Genomic DNA, 15,569 nt, shown 5'->3' with positions numbered 1-15,569 from the left:
TTTGTAGGCCGCGTAAGCGCAACGCCATCCGGCATGTTTTACTCCGGCAACAACCCCACAAAGCTGCGTTTCTTACGCGGCTCCGACATCATCTCGTCGAGCTTTTCCACACACGCCAGATAGTGCGGGGTTTTCTTGTGTGCTAATACGGCGGCGTCATTTTTGTAGGCTTCGTAGATGAAAAAGCGGGTACTCACTTCGGGGTCCTGCAACACGTCAAAACGCAGATTTCCCGGTTCGGTGAGCGCCCCTTCGTGGTTGGCACGGAATACGTCTAGAAATTCATCGACCCGTTCCGGTTTGATGTTAATTTCCACCAGCGTCACGTTCATGCCTGCTCTCCCTGTTTTTCTTCCAGCCAGAACTGGTACGCCTCGCGGGCGCTCAGGTTGTCGTGCACCACTTTTTTCACGGCTTTCAGCATCGCCAGCGGCGCGCTGGACTGGAAGATATTGCGCCCCATATCGACGCCGGACGCCCCCTGATCGATGGCGCGCCAGCACATGTCGAGCGCTTCGTCTTCCGGCAGTTTTTTGCCGCCCGCAATCACAATTGGCACCGGGCAGCTGGCGGTGACTTTTTCAAAGCCTTCTTCCACAAAGTAGGTTTTGACGAACGTCGCGCCCATTTCTGCCGCGATGCGACTGGCAAGCGAGAAATAACGGGCATCGCGAGTCATCTCTTTGCCGACGCCCGTTACCGCCAGCACCGGCATGCCATAACGGTTGCCTGCGTCCACCAGCTTGATGATGTTGCTGATCGACTGGTGTTCATGTTCGCTTCCGATATACACCTGCGCCGCCACCGCCACGACGTTCAGGCGCAGCGCGTCTTCCATTGCCACCGCCACGCATTCGTTCGACAGTTCGCTCAAAATCGAGTTACCACCGGACGCACGTAGCACCACCGGTTTATTGGTTGCGGCAGGCACCTGGCTGCGCAAAATGCCACGCGTGCACATCAGCACATCGGTTTCGCCAAACAGCGGCGCAATCGACAAATCGATGCGTTCGAGGCCGGTGGTCGGCCCCTGAAAATAGCCGTGGTCAAACGCCAGCATCACTGTGCGGTTGCTGTGCGGATTGAAAATTCTGGCGAGGCGCGACTGCATCCCCCACTCCAGCGAACCGCAGCCTTTCAACCCGTACAACGTGTTTTTCTGTGGGCGGTCGAGCCCAAAATCTTTACCGTCTTTGATATCGTCTAAATCAGCCATTTTGCCCTCCCTCAGAAATCGTATTTGCCGATGTTCTCTTTAGTGAACACCACGCGTTCCGGCAGCAGCACTATGCCGTTGCCCTTCGCTTCATACTGGTAGCCCTGCACGCTGTTTGGTTCGACTTTCAGATCGCCGATGTCTTTCACCGCCACGCTGTCGCCAACGTTCAGATCACCTTTTTTCAGTAGATGATTGGCGACGTTCACCGCAATATTGCCCTGTTGGACGACATCCCACAGACCGAACGCTTTCACTGTACCTCGCTCAACATACGGGCGCATGACGTTAGGTGTACTGAAGCCGACAATCGCCACGCCCTGACGTTTGAGGTTTTCCGCCGCCTGGGCCGCCGCAGGTAAAGCATTTGCGTCCGGGGCGATGATCGCGTCTAAATCGGGATAGGCTTTCAGGATCCCTTCGGCGGTTTGCAACGATTTGGTGGCATCGTTATAGCCAAACTGGGTGGTGACCACCTGCCATTGCGGGTGATCTTTAGTGATTTTGGCTTTTGCCTCTTTCACCCACTGGTTCTGATCGGTGACGGTGGGGCTGGAATAGAAGAAGGCGACTTTGGCATCCGGCTTCGTCACTTGTTTGCCCGCCATGTCGACCAGCAGGCCGCCAAGCTGCTCCGGCGTGCCCTGGTTAATGTAGATGCTGCGACATTCCGGTTTGGTGTCGGAATCCCATGTCAGCACTTTCACGCCGCGTTGCATCGCACGTTTTAGCGCCGGGCACAGGCCGTCCGGCGATACCGCCGACACGATAATGGCGTTATAGCCCTGGTTCACAAAGTTGTTGATGAGCTGGACCTGACCGGACACACTCGGCTCCGTCGGGCCGTCGTAAGTGACGTCCACGCCCAGTTGTTTGCCCGCCTCTTTCGCACCGTTGCCACCGCTGGTGAAGAAGCCAACGCCCACCAGTTTTGGGATAAACGCAATGCGATCCGCTGCCTGCACGGCCGCCACGCTCATTGCCAGCGCCAGGGCGCTCAGTTGCACACACAGTTTTGCTTTCATCTCATGCTCCGATTGATTTGCGCGTAAGAAGCCGACGCCACACCGTGCGCACCGCTTCACGATGCAGGCTAAGCGAACGCCCCATCACGACCACCACCAGTAGCGCCCCGGAGAGCGCACTCGACACCTGATTGGGGATCCCGACCATCTGTAAACCCTGTTGCAAGTACCCCACCAGCAGCGCCGCCAATGCCGTACCGATAATCGACCCTGACCCGCCGTAAATATTAGCCCCGCCAAGCACCGCCGCGGTCAGCGCGGGCATCAGCAAATCGCGGCCCAAGTCCGAACGTGCCGAGCCGAAATAGGAGACCAACACCAGCGCCGCAATGGCGGAAGCGAGCCCCACGAGGCCATACAGCACGTACGGCATGCCGTTGACCGACAGCGCCGCATAGCGTGCCGCGCGCGGATTTTGCCCGAGTAAAAAAAGATGACGACCAAAGCGCCCGCGGTGAGCCAGCAGCCAGAAGAAAAAGGTGATAACGATGAATAGCTCCAGTGGAATGGGCAGGCCGAGCAGCGTCAGATTGGCGAAGGCGGTGAAACTGTCCGGGAAGCCGCCAATGCCTTCATAGCCTGTCGCGCCTGCCATGCCCGAAAGCAACAGTGCCGCGCCGCCGTAGAGATACAGCGTGCCAAGTGTGATCACTAACGGGCTGATGCCGGTGTAATGGATCAGGGCCGCGTTCACCAGCCCGCACAGCACGCCGAGCAGTAACGTGAGTGGGATTGCCACGCTCATCGGCCAGCCCGCCTGCATCATCACCCCAAGGGCTATCGCGCACAGGCCAATAGTGGAACCGAGCGAAATGTCGATCCCGCCACTAATGATCACCAGCGTCAGCGGTAGCGCCACGATGCCAATGCAGATGAAATCGCTGGTGCTGAACAGCAGCATGTTAGCGTCTAACATCCGTGGGTTCAGGGTGCCGAATAGCCCGATTTCCAGCACCAGTAAAATCAGCAGCGCGCTTTCCCAGTTGAGCTTCATTTACGCCACCTCTTTGCTTTTACGTTTAGGAAACGGGGCGACGTTTTTGCCGCCTTTGTTGCCCGGCTGAAAACGGCTGTATTTCAGTGCCCGTTGATGGCGGGTCAGCGCCTGACGCAGACGCCCGTCGAGTACTAAAACCCCCAGCAACACCAGCCCGGCGATGAAATCGTTCCACCATGCAGGAAGTTTGAACAGCACCAGCACGGTGTCGATTTGAGTGAGGAAGAACGCGCCAAGAAACGCACCCACCAGCGTACCGGTGCCGCCGAGCAGCGATACGCCACCGAGCACGCAGGCGGCGATGGCTTTCATCTCCAGTCCGCTGCCAGTTTGGTTCGGCACGAAGCCAATCTGTGCGGCAAAAATGATCCCGCCGCAAGCGGCCAGCATGCCGTTGAAGGTAAACGCCAGCATTCGCGTACGATTGACGCCCACGCCGAGCTGACGCGCGGCGGCGAGGTTATCCCCAACCGCGTAAAAATCGCGGCCAAAGGTTGTGCGTGCCAGCAGCCACGCACCCACGATAAGCAATGCCAACACCAGCCAGCCAAGCGGTGAAATGCCGACAAACCCGGGTTCTGACAATGCTTTCAGGCTATCCGGTAAACCTTCGATCCACTTACCGCCGGTCCATAGCAGCATGATCCCGCGATACAACCCGAGCGTACCGAGCGTCGCGACAATCGCCGGAATACGTAACCCGACAACCAGCAGCCCGTTGAACGCGCCCGCAAGCGCGCCAATCGCCAGCGCAAAAGCGATAGCTATCGGCAAACCGTAACCGCTGTTTAACGCCACCCCGAAGGCAATCGCACTCAGCCCCACTGTCGAACCGACTGAGACATCAATATTGCGCGTCAGCATCACCAGCGCCGCGCCGAGCGCCAACAGGCAAAGGATCTGCGAGCTGGAGAAGATCATCGCCAGCGTTTGCAGGCTGAAATACGACGGGTTCAGCGCCACAAGCACCGCAAACAACGCCAGAATGGCAAGAAAGGCGCTCAGTTCGCGGTTTTTCAGCAACGTTTTCATACCTGCCCTCCGAACGCTAAGGTCATCATCCGATCGACGCTGACTGCCTGCTGCGCCAGCTCGCCGCTCATTCGTCCCTGATGCATGACCAGCACCCGATCCGCCAGCCCTGGAAATTCATCCAGATCGCTGGAGATCATCAGCACCGCCACGTTTTGCGCCGCGACGCTTTTCAGCAACTGATAAATATCCGCACGGGCAGAAACGTCTACGCCGCGAGTCGGCTCGTCGACAATCAGCAGCAATGGATTGGCCTCCAGACAGCGCGCCAGCAGCACTTTCTGTTGATTACCACCGGAAAGCGTGCGCACCGGTTGATCGGCATTGTTCAGTTTGATCCCCAGCGCCCGGTGATATCGCTCCACCACTGCCGCCTCGCGTTTATTTTCCTGCCACAGTGATGGCTGATTAAACATCACCGTGTTCCAGCGGATAGATGCATCGAGGAACAGGCCGGACACCTGCCTGTCTTCCGGCAGATAGACCAGTCCGCTCGCCAACCGCGCACGCGTGCTGTCGCCGCTGATATCGCGATTCTCCAGCCACACGCGACCGGCTCGCACCGGACGTAAACCGTAAAGCGTTTCAGCCAGTTCAGTACGTCCGGACCCAACCAATCCTGCAAGGCCGACGATCTCCCCGGCGTGGATCTCAAAGCTGAGATCGATAAACCCTTCCCCGGTCAGATCCTCGACCCGCAGCACCGGAAAATCCTGCGCCTGAGTACGCCGATTACCCGGCAGCGCCAGCCATAGCTTTTGCGTGTCGCTCAGATCATTGTCACGGCTGGCGGGCGTCATCGCGGCAACCAGTTCGCTGTCTGAGTAATCTGCCGTTGCACCACTCAACACCACCGCACCATCGCGCATCACGGAGACATGACTTGCCAGCGCGCGGATTTCCGGCAACTTATGTGAAATGAACACGATCCCAACGCCGAGCGCTTGCAAGGCGCGTACCTGACGAAATAAACGATCCGTTTCACCTGGTGTTAATGACGCGGTAGGTTCATCAAGGATCAGGATCTGCGCCTCGCGCATCAGCCCGCGCAGGATCTCCACCATTTGCTGATCCGCCACTTCCAGCGTGCTGGCCGCCGCTTGCAAATTCAGCTGGCAGTTCAGCTGCTGCAATTTTTCCGCCAGCCGCGTTTCGATATCGCTCTGGCGCGGCAGACGAAAAAGAATGTTCTCCCGCACCGTTAAGTTGGGAAATAGCATCGGCTCCTGCGGCACCAGATAGATGCCCATCTGATGCGCCTGACCGGGTTTGAGGCGAGCAAAAGGTTTGCCATTTACCCGAAGTTCACCGTCATCTGCGCTTTCAACACCCGCCACGATCTTCATCAGCGTCGATTTTCCCGCCCCGTTGCCGCCCATCAATGCGTGCACTTGTCCTGAAAATAGCGTGAAATCAATGCCTTTGAGCACGGCGACGCCGGAAAACTGCTTGCGAATGCTACGGGCTTCAATCAGTGGCTTCATCGTCGCGCCTCGGCTGAACAAATGATTTTTTAAATTAATAATGTTCAAAAGCGTAGACCCTGAACTATATTTACAACCGTGCAAGGATCACAGTTTTCGTCTTTCGATCATCCTGCACAGGCTATGAGCAAGGAATGATCGGTTTTGCCAGTGACTTCACATTTTCAGTCCGCGCAACTGCGAACATATGATCTAGATTTTTATAAGAGTTCACTTTATGAGCGAAAAACGCATTACGGAAGAGAGCCGCTTCGCCGGACTGGCGCTGGCGGAGGAAGAGCTGGTGGCACGTGTGGCGTGGTGCTATTACCACGACGGTCTGACCCAAAACGATATCGGCGAACGGCTCGGCCTGCCGCGCCTCAAAATTTCACGTCTGCTGGAAAAAGGGCGTCAGTCGGGAGTGATCCGCGTGCAGATCAACTCCCGCTACGAAGGCTGTTTAGCGCTGGAAACCGAGCTTCAGCAGCGTTTTGGCCTGAAAATCGCCCGAGTGCTGCCCGCTCTGAACACGCCGCCGATGAACGTCCGGTTAGGTGTCGGCGCGGCGCAATCACTGATGGGCGTACTCGAGCCGGGTCAGCTGCTGGCGGTCGGTTTTGGCGAGGCGACCATGAGCTGCATTCAACACCTAAGCGGCTTTATCGGCTCGCAACAGATTCGGCTAGTGACGCTTTCCGGTGGCGTGGGGCCGTACATGACCGGTATTGGGCAACTGGATGCGGCATGCAGCGTCAGCATGATCCCGGCTCCGCTGCGGGTGTCGTCCTCAGACGTGGCAGAGATCCTGAAACGTGAATCCAGCGTGCGCGACGTTATCCTCGCGGCAGGTGCTGCCGATGCCGCCGTCGTCGGGATTGGCGCTATCGATCAACGCCGCGACGCGACAATCCTACGCTCGGGCTATATCAGCGAAGGGGAACAATTGATGTACGCCCGCAAAGGGGCCGTTGGCGATATTCTCGGCTATTTCCTGCAAGCGGACGGGAAACGGGTGGAAGGTCTTGAAATCCATAGCGAATTGCTTGGCGTGACCTTAGACGAACTGGCACAACTGCCAACCATCGTCGGCGTCGCCGGGGGAGAAGAAAAAGCGCAGGCCATTTATGCCGCCCTCATCGGCAAACGTATTAACGGCCTGGTAACGGAAGAGACAACAGCACGCGCGGTGCTGTCGCTGGCGGGATAACCGCCGCGCGCCGCGCGACAACAGCGAGGCGCACGTCATGAGTTACCTTTTAGCGTTAGATGCCGGGACCGGCAGTATTCGGGCGGTGATTTTTGACCTGGCTGGCCATCAGATAGCCGTGGGTCAGGCGGAATGGAAACATCTTAGCGTCGAGAATGTCCCCGGTTCTATGGAATTTGACCTGCATACCAACTGGCAGCTCGCCTGCCAGTGCATTCATCAGGCGCTGGAACGCGCACACCTGAACGCCGCCGATATTCAGTCCGTCGCCTGCTGTTCGATGCGCGAAGGTATCGTACTTTATGACCGCAATGGCGATGCCATCTGGGCCTGCGCCAACGTCGATGCGCGCGCCAGCCGTGAAGTGTCTGAGCTGAAAGAGATCCACGACAACCATTTTGAATCCGAAGTGTATGAAGTGTCCGGCCAGACACTGGCCCTCTCCGCAATGCCGCGCCTGTTGTGGCTCGCCCATCATCGCCCTGATATTTATCGCAAGGCCGCCACTATCACCATGATCAGCGACTGGCTGGCGGCAAAACTTTCCGGCGAGCTGGCGGTGGATCCGTCTAATGCAGGCACCACTGGCATGCTCGATTTGTTCAGCCGCGACTGGCGTCCGGCGCTGCTGGACATGGCTGGGCTGCGCGCCGATATTCTCTCCCCGGTAAAAGAAACAGGCACCGTTCTGGGGGCCGTCACTCAGGAAGCGGCGCAGCAATGCGGCCTGCGCGTTGGTACACCCGTGGTGATGGGCGGCGGTGACGTACAGCTTGGCTGTCTGGGATTAGGCGTGGTGCGTCCAGGGCAAACCGCGATACTGGGCGGGACGTTCTGGCAGCAAGTCGTGAATCTGCCGCAGGTGCGCACCGATCCGGAAATGAATATTCGCGTAAACCCGCATGTCATTCCCGGCATGGTGCAGGCCGAGTCGATCAGCTTCTTTACCGGGCTGACAATGCGCTGGTTCCGTGACGCGTTTTGCGCCGAAGAAAAACTGATTGCCGAGCGTCTCGGCACCGACACCTACGCGCTGCTGGAAGAGATGGCGAGCCGCGTTCCAGCGGGCTCTCACGGCGTGATGCCGATTTTCTCCGACGCGATGCATTTCAAACAGTGGTATCACGCCGCCCCGTCGTTTATTAATCTCTCCATCGACCCGGAAAAATGCAATAAAGCCACGCTGTTCCGCGCGCTGGAAGAGAACGCGGCGATTGTTTCGGCCTGCAATCTGACGCAGATTTCGCAGTTTTCCGGCGTGAAATTCGACAGCCTGGTGTTTGCGGGCGGCGGCTCAAAAGGCGCGTTGTGGAGCCAAATTTTAAGCGACGTAACCGGGCTGCCGGTGCGCGTGCCGGAAGTGAAAGAAGCCACTGCGTTGGGTTGTGCAATTGCGGCAGGTGCAGGAGCCGGACTCTATGCCGACATGGCGAGCGCAGGCGAAAAACTGGTGAGCTGGAGTCGGGTCTTTACGCCGAACCGCGAACACCGGGAGCTGTACGACGGAATGAAAGCCAAATGGCAGGCGGTGTACGCCGATCAATTGGGACTGGTCGACAGCGGGCTTACGACATCGATGTGGCAGGCGCCGGGGCTACATAAACAAGGGTGATATATTCGTTAACGGTATATTCAGCAGGTCGTTATTTTTGTCCTGCTGAATGAGAAAGCGCCGCGACAATTAATCAGGTTTGCGTTCAATTTTTCCATTACCGATTTTCTGGTAGGCTGGCCCACCATACCCAATATCAAAATCAGTAACGCCGTGATTATAAAAATGGACGACCAAAAGTGTATTTTTCTCAATACAGTTTTTCTCCTCCTTTATCGTGTCAAAGCAGAGTAAATCCTCGTGTGGATTTTCACGTAAGCTCATAAATCCCGCTCCAACATCTAAAAAAGTTATTTCATAAATATTTCCCTTTAGCGTCGGGTGATTTTTTTCAAGCTCTTCCCTATGTGTTAAAAACCAGTTAATCCGATCCCTGTCTAACCAAGGCAAATGATCAACAACAATATCAAACATTACTCCTTTATAGGAATCTATATACAGCACCTTGACCGGACGCTGTGACCATAAAATGTATAGAGCGATACAAACCATGATAACAACGGCGAATGAAATAATCCCCTTCCGTTTCTTAGTCATGTTTATCCTTTAACCATGATGCTAGCATTGAAATTTGTAAAAAAAGGTTTGAATGCAAAATCTCGATGCCGCTGAAGAAAAAACCATATACGGAAAAATCTAAAATTCCGATATAGCGGATTACGAATATCAACAACATCCAGGCCGAAATGGTCCTGTGCATCAAATTGAACCCATGCATCCCACCCCATAGCATGCTTATGGATGCTTATAATTTTTATTCTCTGAGAATTCACATCATGAATCGTGATACCTAGGCCATTAAACCGATCTGTGGCTCTGTTAAATTTTGGAAGCCTCGACTTAAATAACTCTCGTTTAATTCTATCTAGCAGATTTACCTGTCTCTCCAGACTCATTCTCTTGCCAAACTCGATATCAATATTGTTTGTTATAATTGATAAGGGGCTATCAATGCCACGCTCCTGAACTAAACGTTTGAATGCTAAATTTAATGTACCGTTTGAGAACGAAGAACCGTTTCCATTATGAAGATGATCAATCATCTCACCTATAAGATATGAGTACTCCCCCCAGAAAGAAAACATGCTGGAAAGCTCTTTCATTTCATCAAATAAAATATGCACGCACTCCTCATGGCTGATTTTTCTGCCTCGAACGGATTGGTGATAAAAGTTATTATCAAATACACTATAATCTTGAGGTTTAGGATGGTCGTAACAGATCAGGTTATAGGGATCCACTTTGGCAGATATATCATCCAAACCAAGCGTTCGCAGTTGCTGCTCATCCATATCGCCGAATTGCATATCATCAGCTTCTGTATCATTAAATTTATGCTTTGTTTCAAAGACTGTACAAGGCAAATACATTGATAACAACATATTGTTTTGCATAACATTCTCTCCATGAATAGTTATGAGTGGTAATAATTCGGTGTCACTTTAGACAGTTCGCTATATAAAAAACAAATACGGGATCACATTCTCCATTATTTTCCCTACACTACGCTGACACATGTAGAGCCATCATAATTGTAAGCTGATTTTGTATCCCCGTCATATCTAAGACTCTCTTCATTCCCGCTAACGTTAAAGATGCGCAAAATGTAAAAAGACCTCGATTCACCCCTTCCCTCTCTTCAGGGCAGGCCATCAAGTCTCCCCAGCCACTTTGTATCGCAATGTATCTCTTGTCGCTTCGCACACACTCTCATGCAAAATTCCGCATTCTGAACACATGCTCTATACATGGCGGTGATGAAATGACCTCGTCAACTCAAACACCTCGCGGAGCTAACATCATGTTCAACAAATTGACGACTTCATCGCTGGTTGTGGCTTTATCTCTCTCCACCGTGGCGGCCTGTCAGGCCGAAGCGAACACTTTTGATTTCAATCATCAGCAGCACATTAATGCAGGTGTGCTAAACGTCGGCTATGTCGACATTGGACCAAAAGAGGGTCAACCGGTGATCCTGCTGCACGGCTGGCCGTATGATGCGCACAGTTTTGACGAAGTCGCCCCTCAGTTGGCTCGTCAAGGCTACCGGGTGATCGTGCCGGATCTGCGCGGTTTTGGCAGCACTCGCTTTATCTCCGCGACGACGCCACGCAACGGTCAGCCGTCTGCATTGGCGAAAGATGTCGTAGATTTGATGGATGCGCTGAATATCAAACAGGCGGTGTTCGCAGGCTACGACTGGGGCGCACGTACCGCTGACATCGTTGCCGCGCTGTGGCCGCAGCGGGTGAAAGCGCTGGTATCGGTCAGCGGTTATCTGATCAGCAGTCAGCAAATCGGCGAAAAACCGCTGCCGCCGAAAGCGGAGCAGCAGTGGTGGTATCAGTTCTACTTTGCGACTCCGCGTGGAGCTGCGGGCTATGCGCAAAACACACACGACTTTGCCAAACTCATCTGGCAGCAGGCGTCACCAGGCTGGAAATTCAGCGATGCCACCTTTGATGCCAGCGCCAAAGCGCTGGATAACCCAGACCACGTCGCGGTTACCCTCAGTAACTATCGCTGGCGTCAGGGGCTGGAAAAAGGTGAAGCTAAATACAGCGCTTACGAGCAAAAACTGGCGAAACTGCCCGCCATCAGCGTGCCCACTATTACCATCGAAGGTGATGAAAACGGCGCACCGCATCCGGATCCAAAAGTCTATGCCGCTAAATTTACAGGCAAATATCAGCATCTGACCTTCAGCGGTCACATCGGTCATAACCCGCCGCAGGAAGCCCCGCAGGAATTTGCCAAAGCGGTCGCCGATGCTGACGCGCTGGCGCAGTAAAGCAGCTATGCTTTTTCCTGCCCTTCCCTCTTCACATCAGGAGCTTCCGTTGGATCACATCGACCATATCCTGGTGGTCGACGACGATCGCGATATCCGCGAGCTGGTCGTCGACTACCTGCTGAAATCCGGCTACCGTGCCAACGGGGCGGCGAACGGCAAGGAGATGCGCGCCGCGCTGGATAAACAGCATGTGGACTTAGTGGTACTCGACGTGATGATGCCTGGCGACGATGGCCTGACGCTGTGTCGCCAACTGCGCAGCAGTGAGCATAAGGATTTACCGATCCTGATGCTGACCGCGCGCAGTGACGATACCGACCGGATCCTCGGCCTGGAAATGGGCGCTGATGATTACGTTGTTAAACCGTTTGTCGCGCGCGAGCTGTTGGCGAGGATCAAAGCGATTCTGCGCCGTTTTCGCACTATGCCGCCGAATTTACAGGTCACGGAAGCTGGACGGCTGATAGCATTTGGTGACTGGGAGCTGGATACCGTGACACGCCAACTGATCGACAACGACGGCACGCTGGTCGCGCTGAGCGGCGCGGAATATCGGCTATTGCGCGTGTTTCTCGATCACCCACAGCGGGTGTTGACGCGCGATCAACTGTTGAATCTCACGCAGGGCCGCGATGCCGAATTGTTTGAACGTTCAATTGACTTGCTGATAAGCCGTGTGCGCCAGCGCCTCAACGACGACGCACGCACTCCGGCATACATCAAGACCGTGCGCAGCGAAGGCTACGTGTTATCGATGCCGGTAACGATTAAAGCGTTACGTGAATGAGACTGTGGCCCCGCTCGCTTCTCGCCAGACTGAGCATTGTGGTGCTGGCTGGGCTCTTACTGGCAAATAGCCTGAGTCTGTCACTGGTGATGCTTGAACGCACCAATAGCGTGCGCAACGTGATGCTGGGGAATCTCGAATATGACGTCGCCACCAGCGTGGCGATCCTCAACAGGTTGCCCGCCGAAGAACGTGCGGCATGGCTGCCGAAACTGGCGCGCGGGAATTATCGTTATGAATTGGGAACAGGGGAAGCGGGCGTACCGCCCACGGATAAACGCTCCCGTGATGCCATCCGTTCTTTAACCGACACACTCGCCAATCAATATCCGTTGCATTTCACCGCCGTTCCAGGCCCGATATCGCATATTCAGGCCCATATTACGCTTCACGACGGCGCGCCGTTAACGCTGGATTTAATTCCCCACATGCCGCCGGTTGCCCGTTGGCTGCCCGTGGTATTAATCATTCAGCTGTTCCTGGTGCTGCTTTGCGCCTGGCTGGCGGTACGAATGGTTATCCGGCCTTTCACCCGCTTCACGCGCGCAGTGGAGGAGTTACAACCCGCGGCTGGCGAAGCCCATATTCTTCCCGAGCAAGGCCCTCACGAAGTCCGGCAGGCTGCGCGTGCCTTTAATGCGATGCAGGACAGAATTCAGGGGCATCTGAAAGAGCGCGCGCAGATTCTGGCGGCTATCTCTCACGATCTGCAAACGCCGATTACGCGCATGAAGCTGAGAGTTGAAATGGCCGATGATGCGGTAATGGGTGAAAAATTGATGCAGGATCTCGACACCATGACGCAGCTTGTGCGGGAAGGGATCGCTTATGCCCGTTCATCTGACCGACTGGAAGAACCCCGCCAGCGCATTGCGCTGCCCGCCTTTCTCGACAGCCTCGCCTGTGATTATCTCGATGTTGGGCACGCCGTGACATTCCATAACGATGTTCCCTCACTTGCTGTTTCAACCCGCCCACACGCTCTGCGGCGGGTACTCAGCAATCTGCTGGATAACGCTTTGAAATATGGCGGTAACGCTGATTTGTCACTCACGCAGCCTTCGCCCGATGCCGTGCAAATCACCCTCTGCGATAATGGGCAAGGGATCCCGGAAGCCGAACTGGAAGCCGTACTACAGCCCTTTTATCGAATCGAAAACTCACGTAATCGCACAACCGGCGGCACCGGACTCGGGCTGGCGATCGCTGCACAGCTCGTCGCGCAACTGGGCGGACGACTGGTATTAGCCAACCGTCCAGAAGGCGGTTTGTCGGTCAGCGTCACTTTGCCGATCACGTAATTTGACCCCCATCACAATCAACGCACGCCCCTTTTCCCTTTTTCCTCACGAACGCTAAATTAGTAACTCATCCGACCACATAACAATAAATTTACATACTGGAAGCGATTATGAGCCACTACCCGTCGTTATTCGCCCCGCTCGACCTGGGCTTTACCACGCTGAAAAACCGCGTCCTGATGGGTTCGATGCATACCGGTCTGGAGGAACGGCCGGACGGCACCGAGCGGCTGGCAGCGTTTTATGCCGAACGTGCCCGTCACGGCGTGGCGTTGATTGTCACTGGCGGCGTGGCCCCGGCGCTGTCGGGCGTCACGATGGAAGGCGGCGCGGTACTTAACGATGCAACTCAACTGGCGCACCACCGTCCTATTACAGAGGCGGTGCATAAAGAAGGTGGCAAAATCGCGCTACAAATTCTGCATACCGGGCGCTACAGCTATCAGCCGCGCCCGGTTGCGCCGTCAGCACTGCAGGCTCCAATTAACCGTTTCACACCGCACGCCCTGACACACGACGAAATTCTGGTGCTGATCGACGACTTCGCTCAGTGTGCGCTGTTGGCGCGGGAAGCGGGCTATGACGGCGTGGAAGTGATGGGTTCGGAAGGTTATTTGATTAACGAGTTTCTCGCCGCTCGCACCAACCAGCGCCACGATCAGTGGGGTGGCGACTGGCCGCGCAGAATGCGTTTCGCCTTGGAAGTAGTGCGTGCTGTACGCGAACGCGTGGGCGAGGAATTTATCATTATCTATCGCCTGTCGATGCTCGATTTAGTTGAGGGCGGTGGCAATTTCGATGAAACCGTTGAACTGGCGCAGGCCATCGAAAAAGCCGGGGCGACGATCATCAACACTGGCATTGGCTGGCATGAAGCGCGGATCCCGACCATCGCGACGCCAGTGCCGCGCGGGGCATTCAGCTGGGTGACACGCAAGCTGAAAGGCAAAGTGACGATCCCGCTGGTCACCACCAACCGCATTAACGATCCGCTGGTCGCAGACGAGATCCTCGCGCGCGGCGATGCGGATATGGTGTCGATGGCGCGCCCTTTCCTTGCTGATGCTGAACTGTTGTCGAAAGCGCAAAGCGGACGAGCGGACGAGATCAACACCTGTATCGGCTGTAACCAGGCTTGCCTCGATCAGATTTTTGTCGGCAAAGTGACGTCCTGTCTGGTGAACCCACGCGCCTGCCATGAAACACAAATGCCGATTACGGCGACATCACAGAAGAAAAACCTGGCGGTTGTGGGTGCAGGCCCGGCCGGACTGGCGTTTGCAGTCAACGCCGCCGCACGTGGACATCAGGTCACGCTGTTCGATGCGGCAGGGGAAATCGGCGGTCAATTCAATATCGCCAAACAGATCCCCGGCAAAGAAGAGTTTTACGAAACCCTCCGGTATTACCGCCGGATGATCGACCTGCACGGCGTGAAGCTGGAACTCAATCGTTTTGTAAATGCGGAACATTTGGCTGAGTTTGACGAAACGATCCTCGCGACCGGCATTGAACCGCGCATGCCTGATATCGACGGCATTTCTCATCCTAAGGTACTGAATTATCTTGATGTACTGCGCGATAAAACGCCCGTCGGACAGAAAGTGGCGATTATTGGCTGCGGTGGGATCGGTTTTGATACCGCGATGTATTTAAGCCAACCCGGTGAGGCCACCAGCCAAAACATCGCCGAGTTTTGCGTGGAATGGGGGATCGACACCAGTCTGCAACTGCATGGCGGGCTGCGTCCGGAAGGGCCGCAATTGGAGAAAAGCCCGCGACAGATTGTGATGCTTCAGCGTAAGGCCAGCAAGCCAGGCGAAGGGCTCGGCAAAACCACTGGCTGGATCCATCGCACTACCCTGCTCGCTCGCGGCGTGAAAATGTATCCATCCGTTAGCTACGAGAAAATCGACGACGAAGGACTGCACGTAACGATCGGTGGCGAACCGCAACTGTTGGCGGTGGATCATGTGATTCTGTGCGCCGGACAAGAACCGCGCCGCGATTTAGCTGATTCGCTACTTGCCTCGGGAAAACCGGTGCATCTGATTGGTGGCTGTGATGTGGCGATGGAGCTGGATGCGCGTCGGGCTATCGCGCAGGGAACGAAGCTGGCGCTGGAGATTTGA

The 15,569-nt window shown here is 55.4% G+C and carries 14 protein-coding genes; 6 read left to right on the top strand and 8 right to left on the bottom strand.

Going from position 1 to position 15,569, the window contains the following annotated elements; all coding sequences use genetic code 11:
* Positions 1 to 38: 38 nt before the first annotated feature.
* Genes lsrG through lsrA form a run of 6 tightly spaced genes read right to left on the bottom strand, consistent with a single transcriptional unit; the run spans position 39 to position 5,754 of the window.
* Positions 39 to 332, bottom strand: coding sequence for a (4S)-4-hydroxy-5-phosphonooxypentane-2,3-dione isomerase (gene lsrG, locus VH187_RS18495; protein WP_329702917.1), 294 nt, complete (start codon positions 330 to 332; stop codon positions 39 to 41).
* On the bottom strand, positions 329 to 1,216 hold the full coding sequence (lsrF, locus tag VH187_RS18490) for a 3-hydroxy-5-phosphonooxypentane-2,4-dione thiolase (RefSeq protein ID WP_329702916.1): 888 nt from the start codon (positions 1,214 to 1,216) through the stop codon (positions 329 to 331). Before lsrF ends, lsrG begins: the two co-directional genes overlap by 4 nt.
* A gap of 11 nt (positions 1,217 to 1,227) precedes the next feature.
* The gene (lsrB, locus tag VH187_RS18485; RefSeq protein WP_329702915.1) at positions 1,228 to 2,241 is read right to left on the bottom strand and encodes an autoinducer 2 ABC transporter substrate-binding protein LsrB; all 1,014 of its coding nucleotides are present in this window, start codon (positions 2,239 to 2,241) and stop codon (positions 1,228 to 1,230) included.
* A 1-nt stretch (position 2,242) separates the two neighbouring features.
* Entirely contained in the window at positions 2,243 to 3,235 is a 993-nt protein-coding gene (lsrD, locus tag VH187_RS18480) for an autoinducer 2 ABC transporter permease LsrD (protein WP_329702914.1), read from the bottom strand.
* Entirely contained in the window at positions 3,236 to 4,270 is a 1,035-nt protein-coding gene (lsrC, locus tag VH187_RS18475; protein WP_329702913.1) for an autoinducer 2 ABC transporter permease LsrC, read from the bottom strand.
* Positions 4,267 to 5,754, bottom strand: coding sequence for an autoinducer 2 ABC transporter ATP-binding protein LsrA (lsrA, locus tag VH187_RS18470; protein WP_329702912.1), 1,488 nt, complete (start codon positions 5,752 to 5,754; stop codon positions 4,267 to 4,269). The genes lsrC and lsrA overlap by 4 nt, the downstream gene beginning before the upstream one ends.
* A gap of 217 nt (positions 5,755 to 5,971) precedes the next feature.
* Between lsrA and lsrR the strand changes: the two genes are divergently transcribed.
* Together lsrR and lsrK are read left to right on the top strand one after the other, a co-directional pair.
* Positions 5,972 to 6,943: a transcriptional regulator LsrR gene (gene lsrR / locus VH187_RS18465; RefSeq protein ID WP_329702911.1), complete on the top strand. Its 972-nt coding sequence runs from the start codon at positions 5,972 to 5,974 to the stop codon at positions 6,941 to 6,943.
* Between the two features lie 37 nt (positions 6,944 to 6,980).
* A complete protein-coding gene (gene lsrK, locus VH187_RS18460; protein ID WP_329702910.1) occupies positions 6,981 to 8,555 on the top strand; it encodes an autoinducer-2 kinase in 1,575 nt (524 codons plus the stop codon).
* Positions 8,556 to 8,624: 69 nt separating this feature from the next.
* Here lsrK and VH187_RS18455 read toward each other — a convergent pair whose 3' ends face one another.
* Both VH187_RS18455 and VH187_RS18450 read right to left on the bottom strand, forming a co-directional pair.
* Positions 8,625 to 9,092, bottom strand: a complete 468-nt coding sequence (locus VH187_RS18455; RefSeq protein ID WP_329702909.1) for a DUF943 family protein — start codon at positions 9,090 to 9,092, stop codon at positions 8,625 to 8,627.
* Between the two features lie 2 nt (positions 9,093 to 9,094).
* Positions 9,095 to 9,949 carry a YPO3983 family protein gene (locus VH187_RS18450; protein ID WP_329702908.1) on the bottom strand — a complete coding sequence of 285 codons (855 nt, stop codon included), beginning with the start codon at positions 9,947 to 9,949 and terminating at the stop codon, positions 9,095 to 9,097.
* A gap of 407 nt (positions 9,950 to 10,356) precedes the next feature.
* On the opposite strand from VH187_RS18450, the gene VH187_RS18445 reads away from it, so the two are divergent.
* The 4 genes from VH187_RS18445 to VH187_RS18430 all read left to right on the top strand — a co-directional run bounded on the left by VH187_RS18445 (position 10,357) and on the right by VH187_RS18430 (position 15,569).
* Positions 10,357 to 11,346 (top strand): alpha/beta fold hydrolase, encoded by a 990-nt coding sequence (locus VH187_RS18445; protein ID WP_329702907.1) that lies wholly within the window; start codon positions 10,357 to 10,359, stop codon positions 11,344 to 11,346.
* A 49-nt stretch (positions 11,347 to 11,395) separates the two neighbouring features.
* Positions 11,396 to 12,136 carry a response regulator gene (locus tag VH187_RS18440; RefSeq protein WP_329702906.1) on the top strand — a complete coding sequence of 247 codons (741 nt, stop codon included), beginning with the start codon at positions 11,396 to 11,398 and terminating at the stop codon, positions 12,134 to 12,136.
* A complete protein-coding gene (locus VH187_RS18435) occupies positions 12,133 to 13,437 on the top strand; it encodes an ATP-binding protein (RefSeq protein WP_329702905.1) in 1,305 nt (434 codons plus the stop codon). The genes VH187_RS18440 and VH187_RS18435 overlap by 4 nt, the downstream gene beginning before the upstream one ends.
* Before the next feature lie 110 nt (positions 13,438 to 13,547).
* Positions 13,548 to 15,569, top strand: coding sequence for an NADPH-dependent 2,4-dienoyl-CoA reductase (locus tag VH187_RS18430; RefSeq protein ID WP_329702904.1), 2,022 nt, complete (start codon positions 13,548 to 13,550; stop codon positions 15,567 to 15,569).

Origin of the sequence: Scandinavium sp., from assembly GCF_036271055.1 — a bacterium.
GTDB lineage: Bacteria > Pseudomonadota > Gammaproteobacteria > Enterobacterales > Enterobacteriaceae > Scandinavium.
This window is presented reverse-complemented; position numbering and strand designations above follow the sequence as displayed.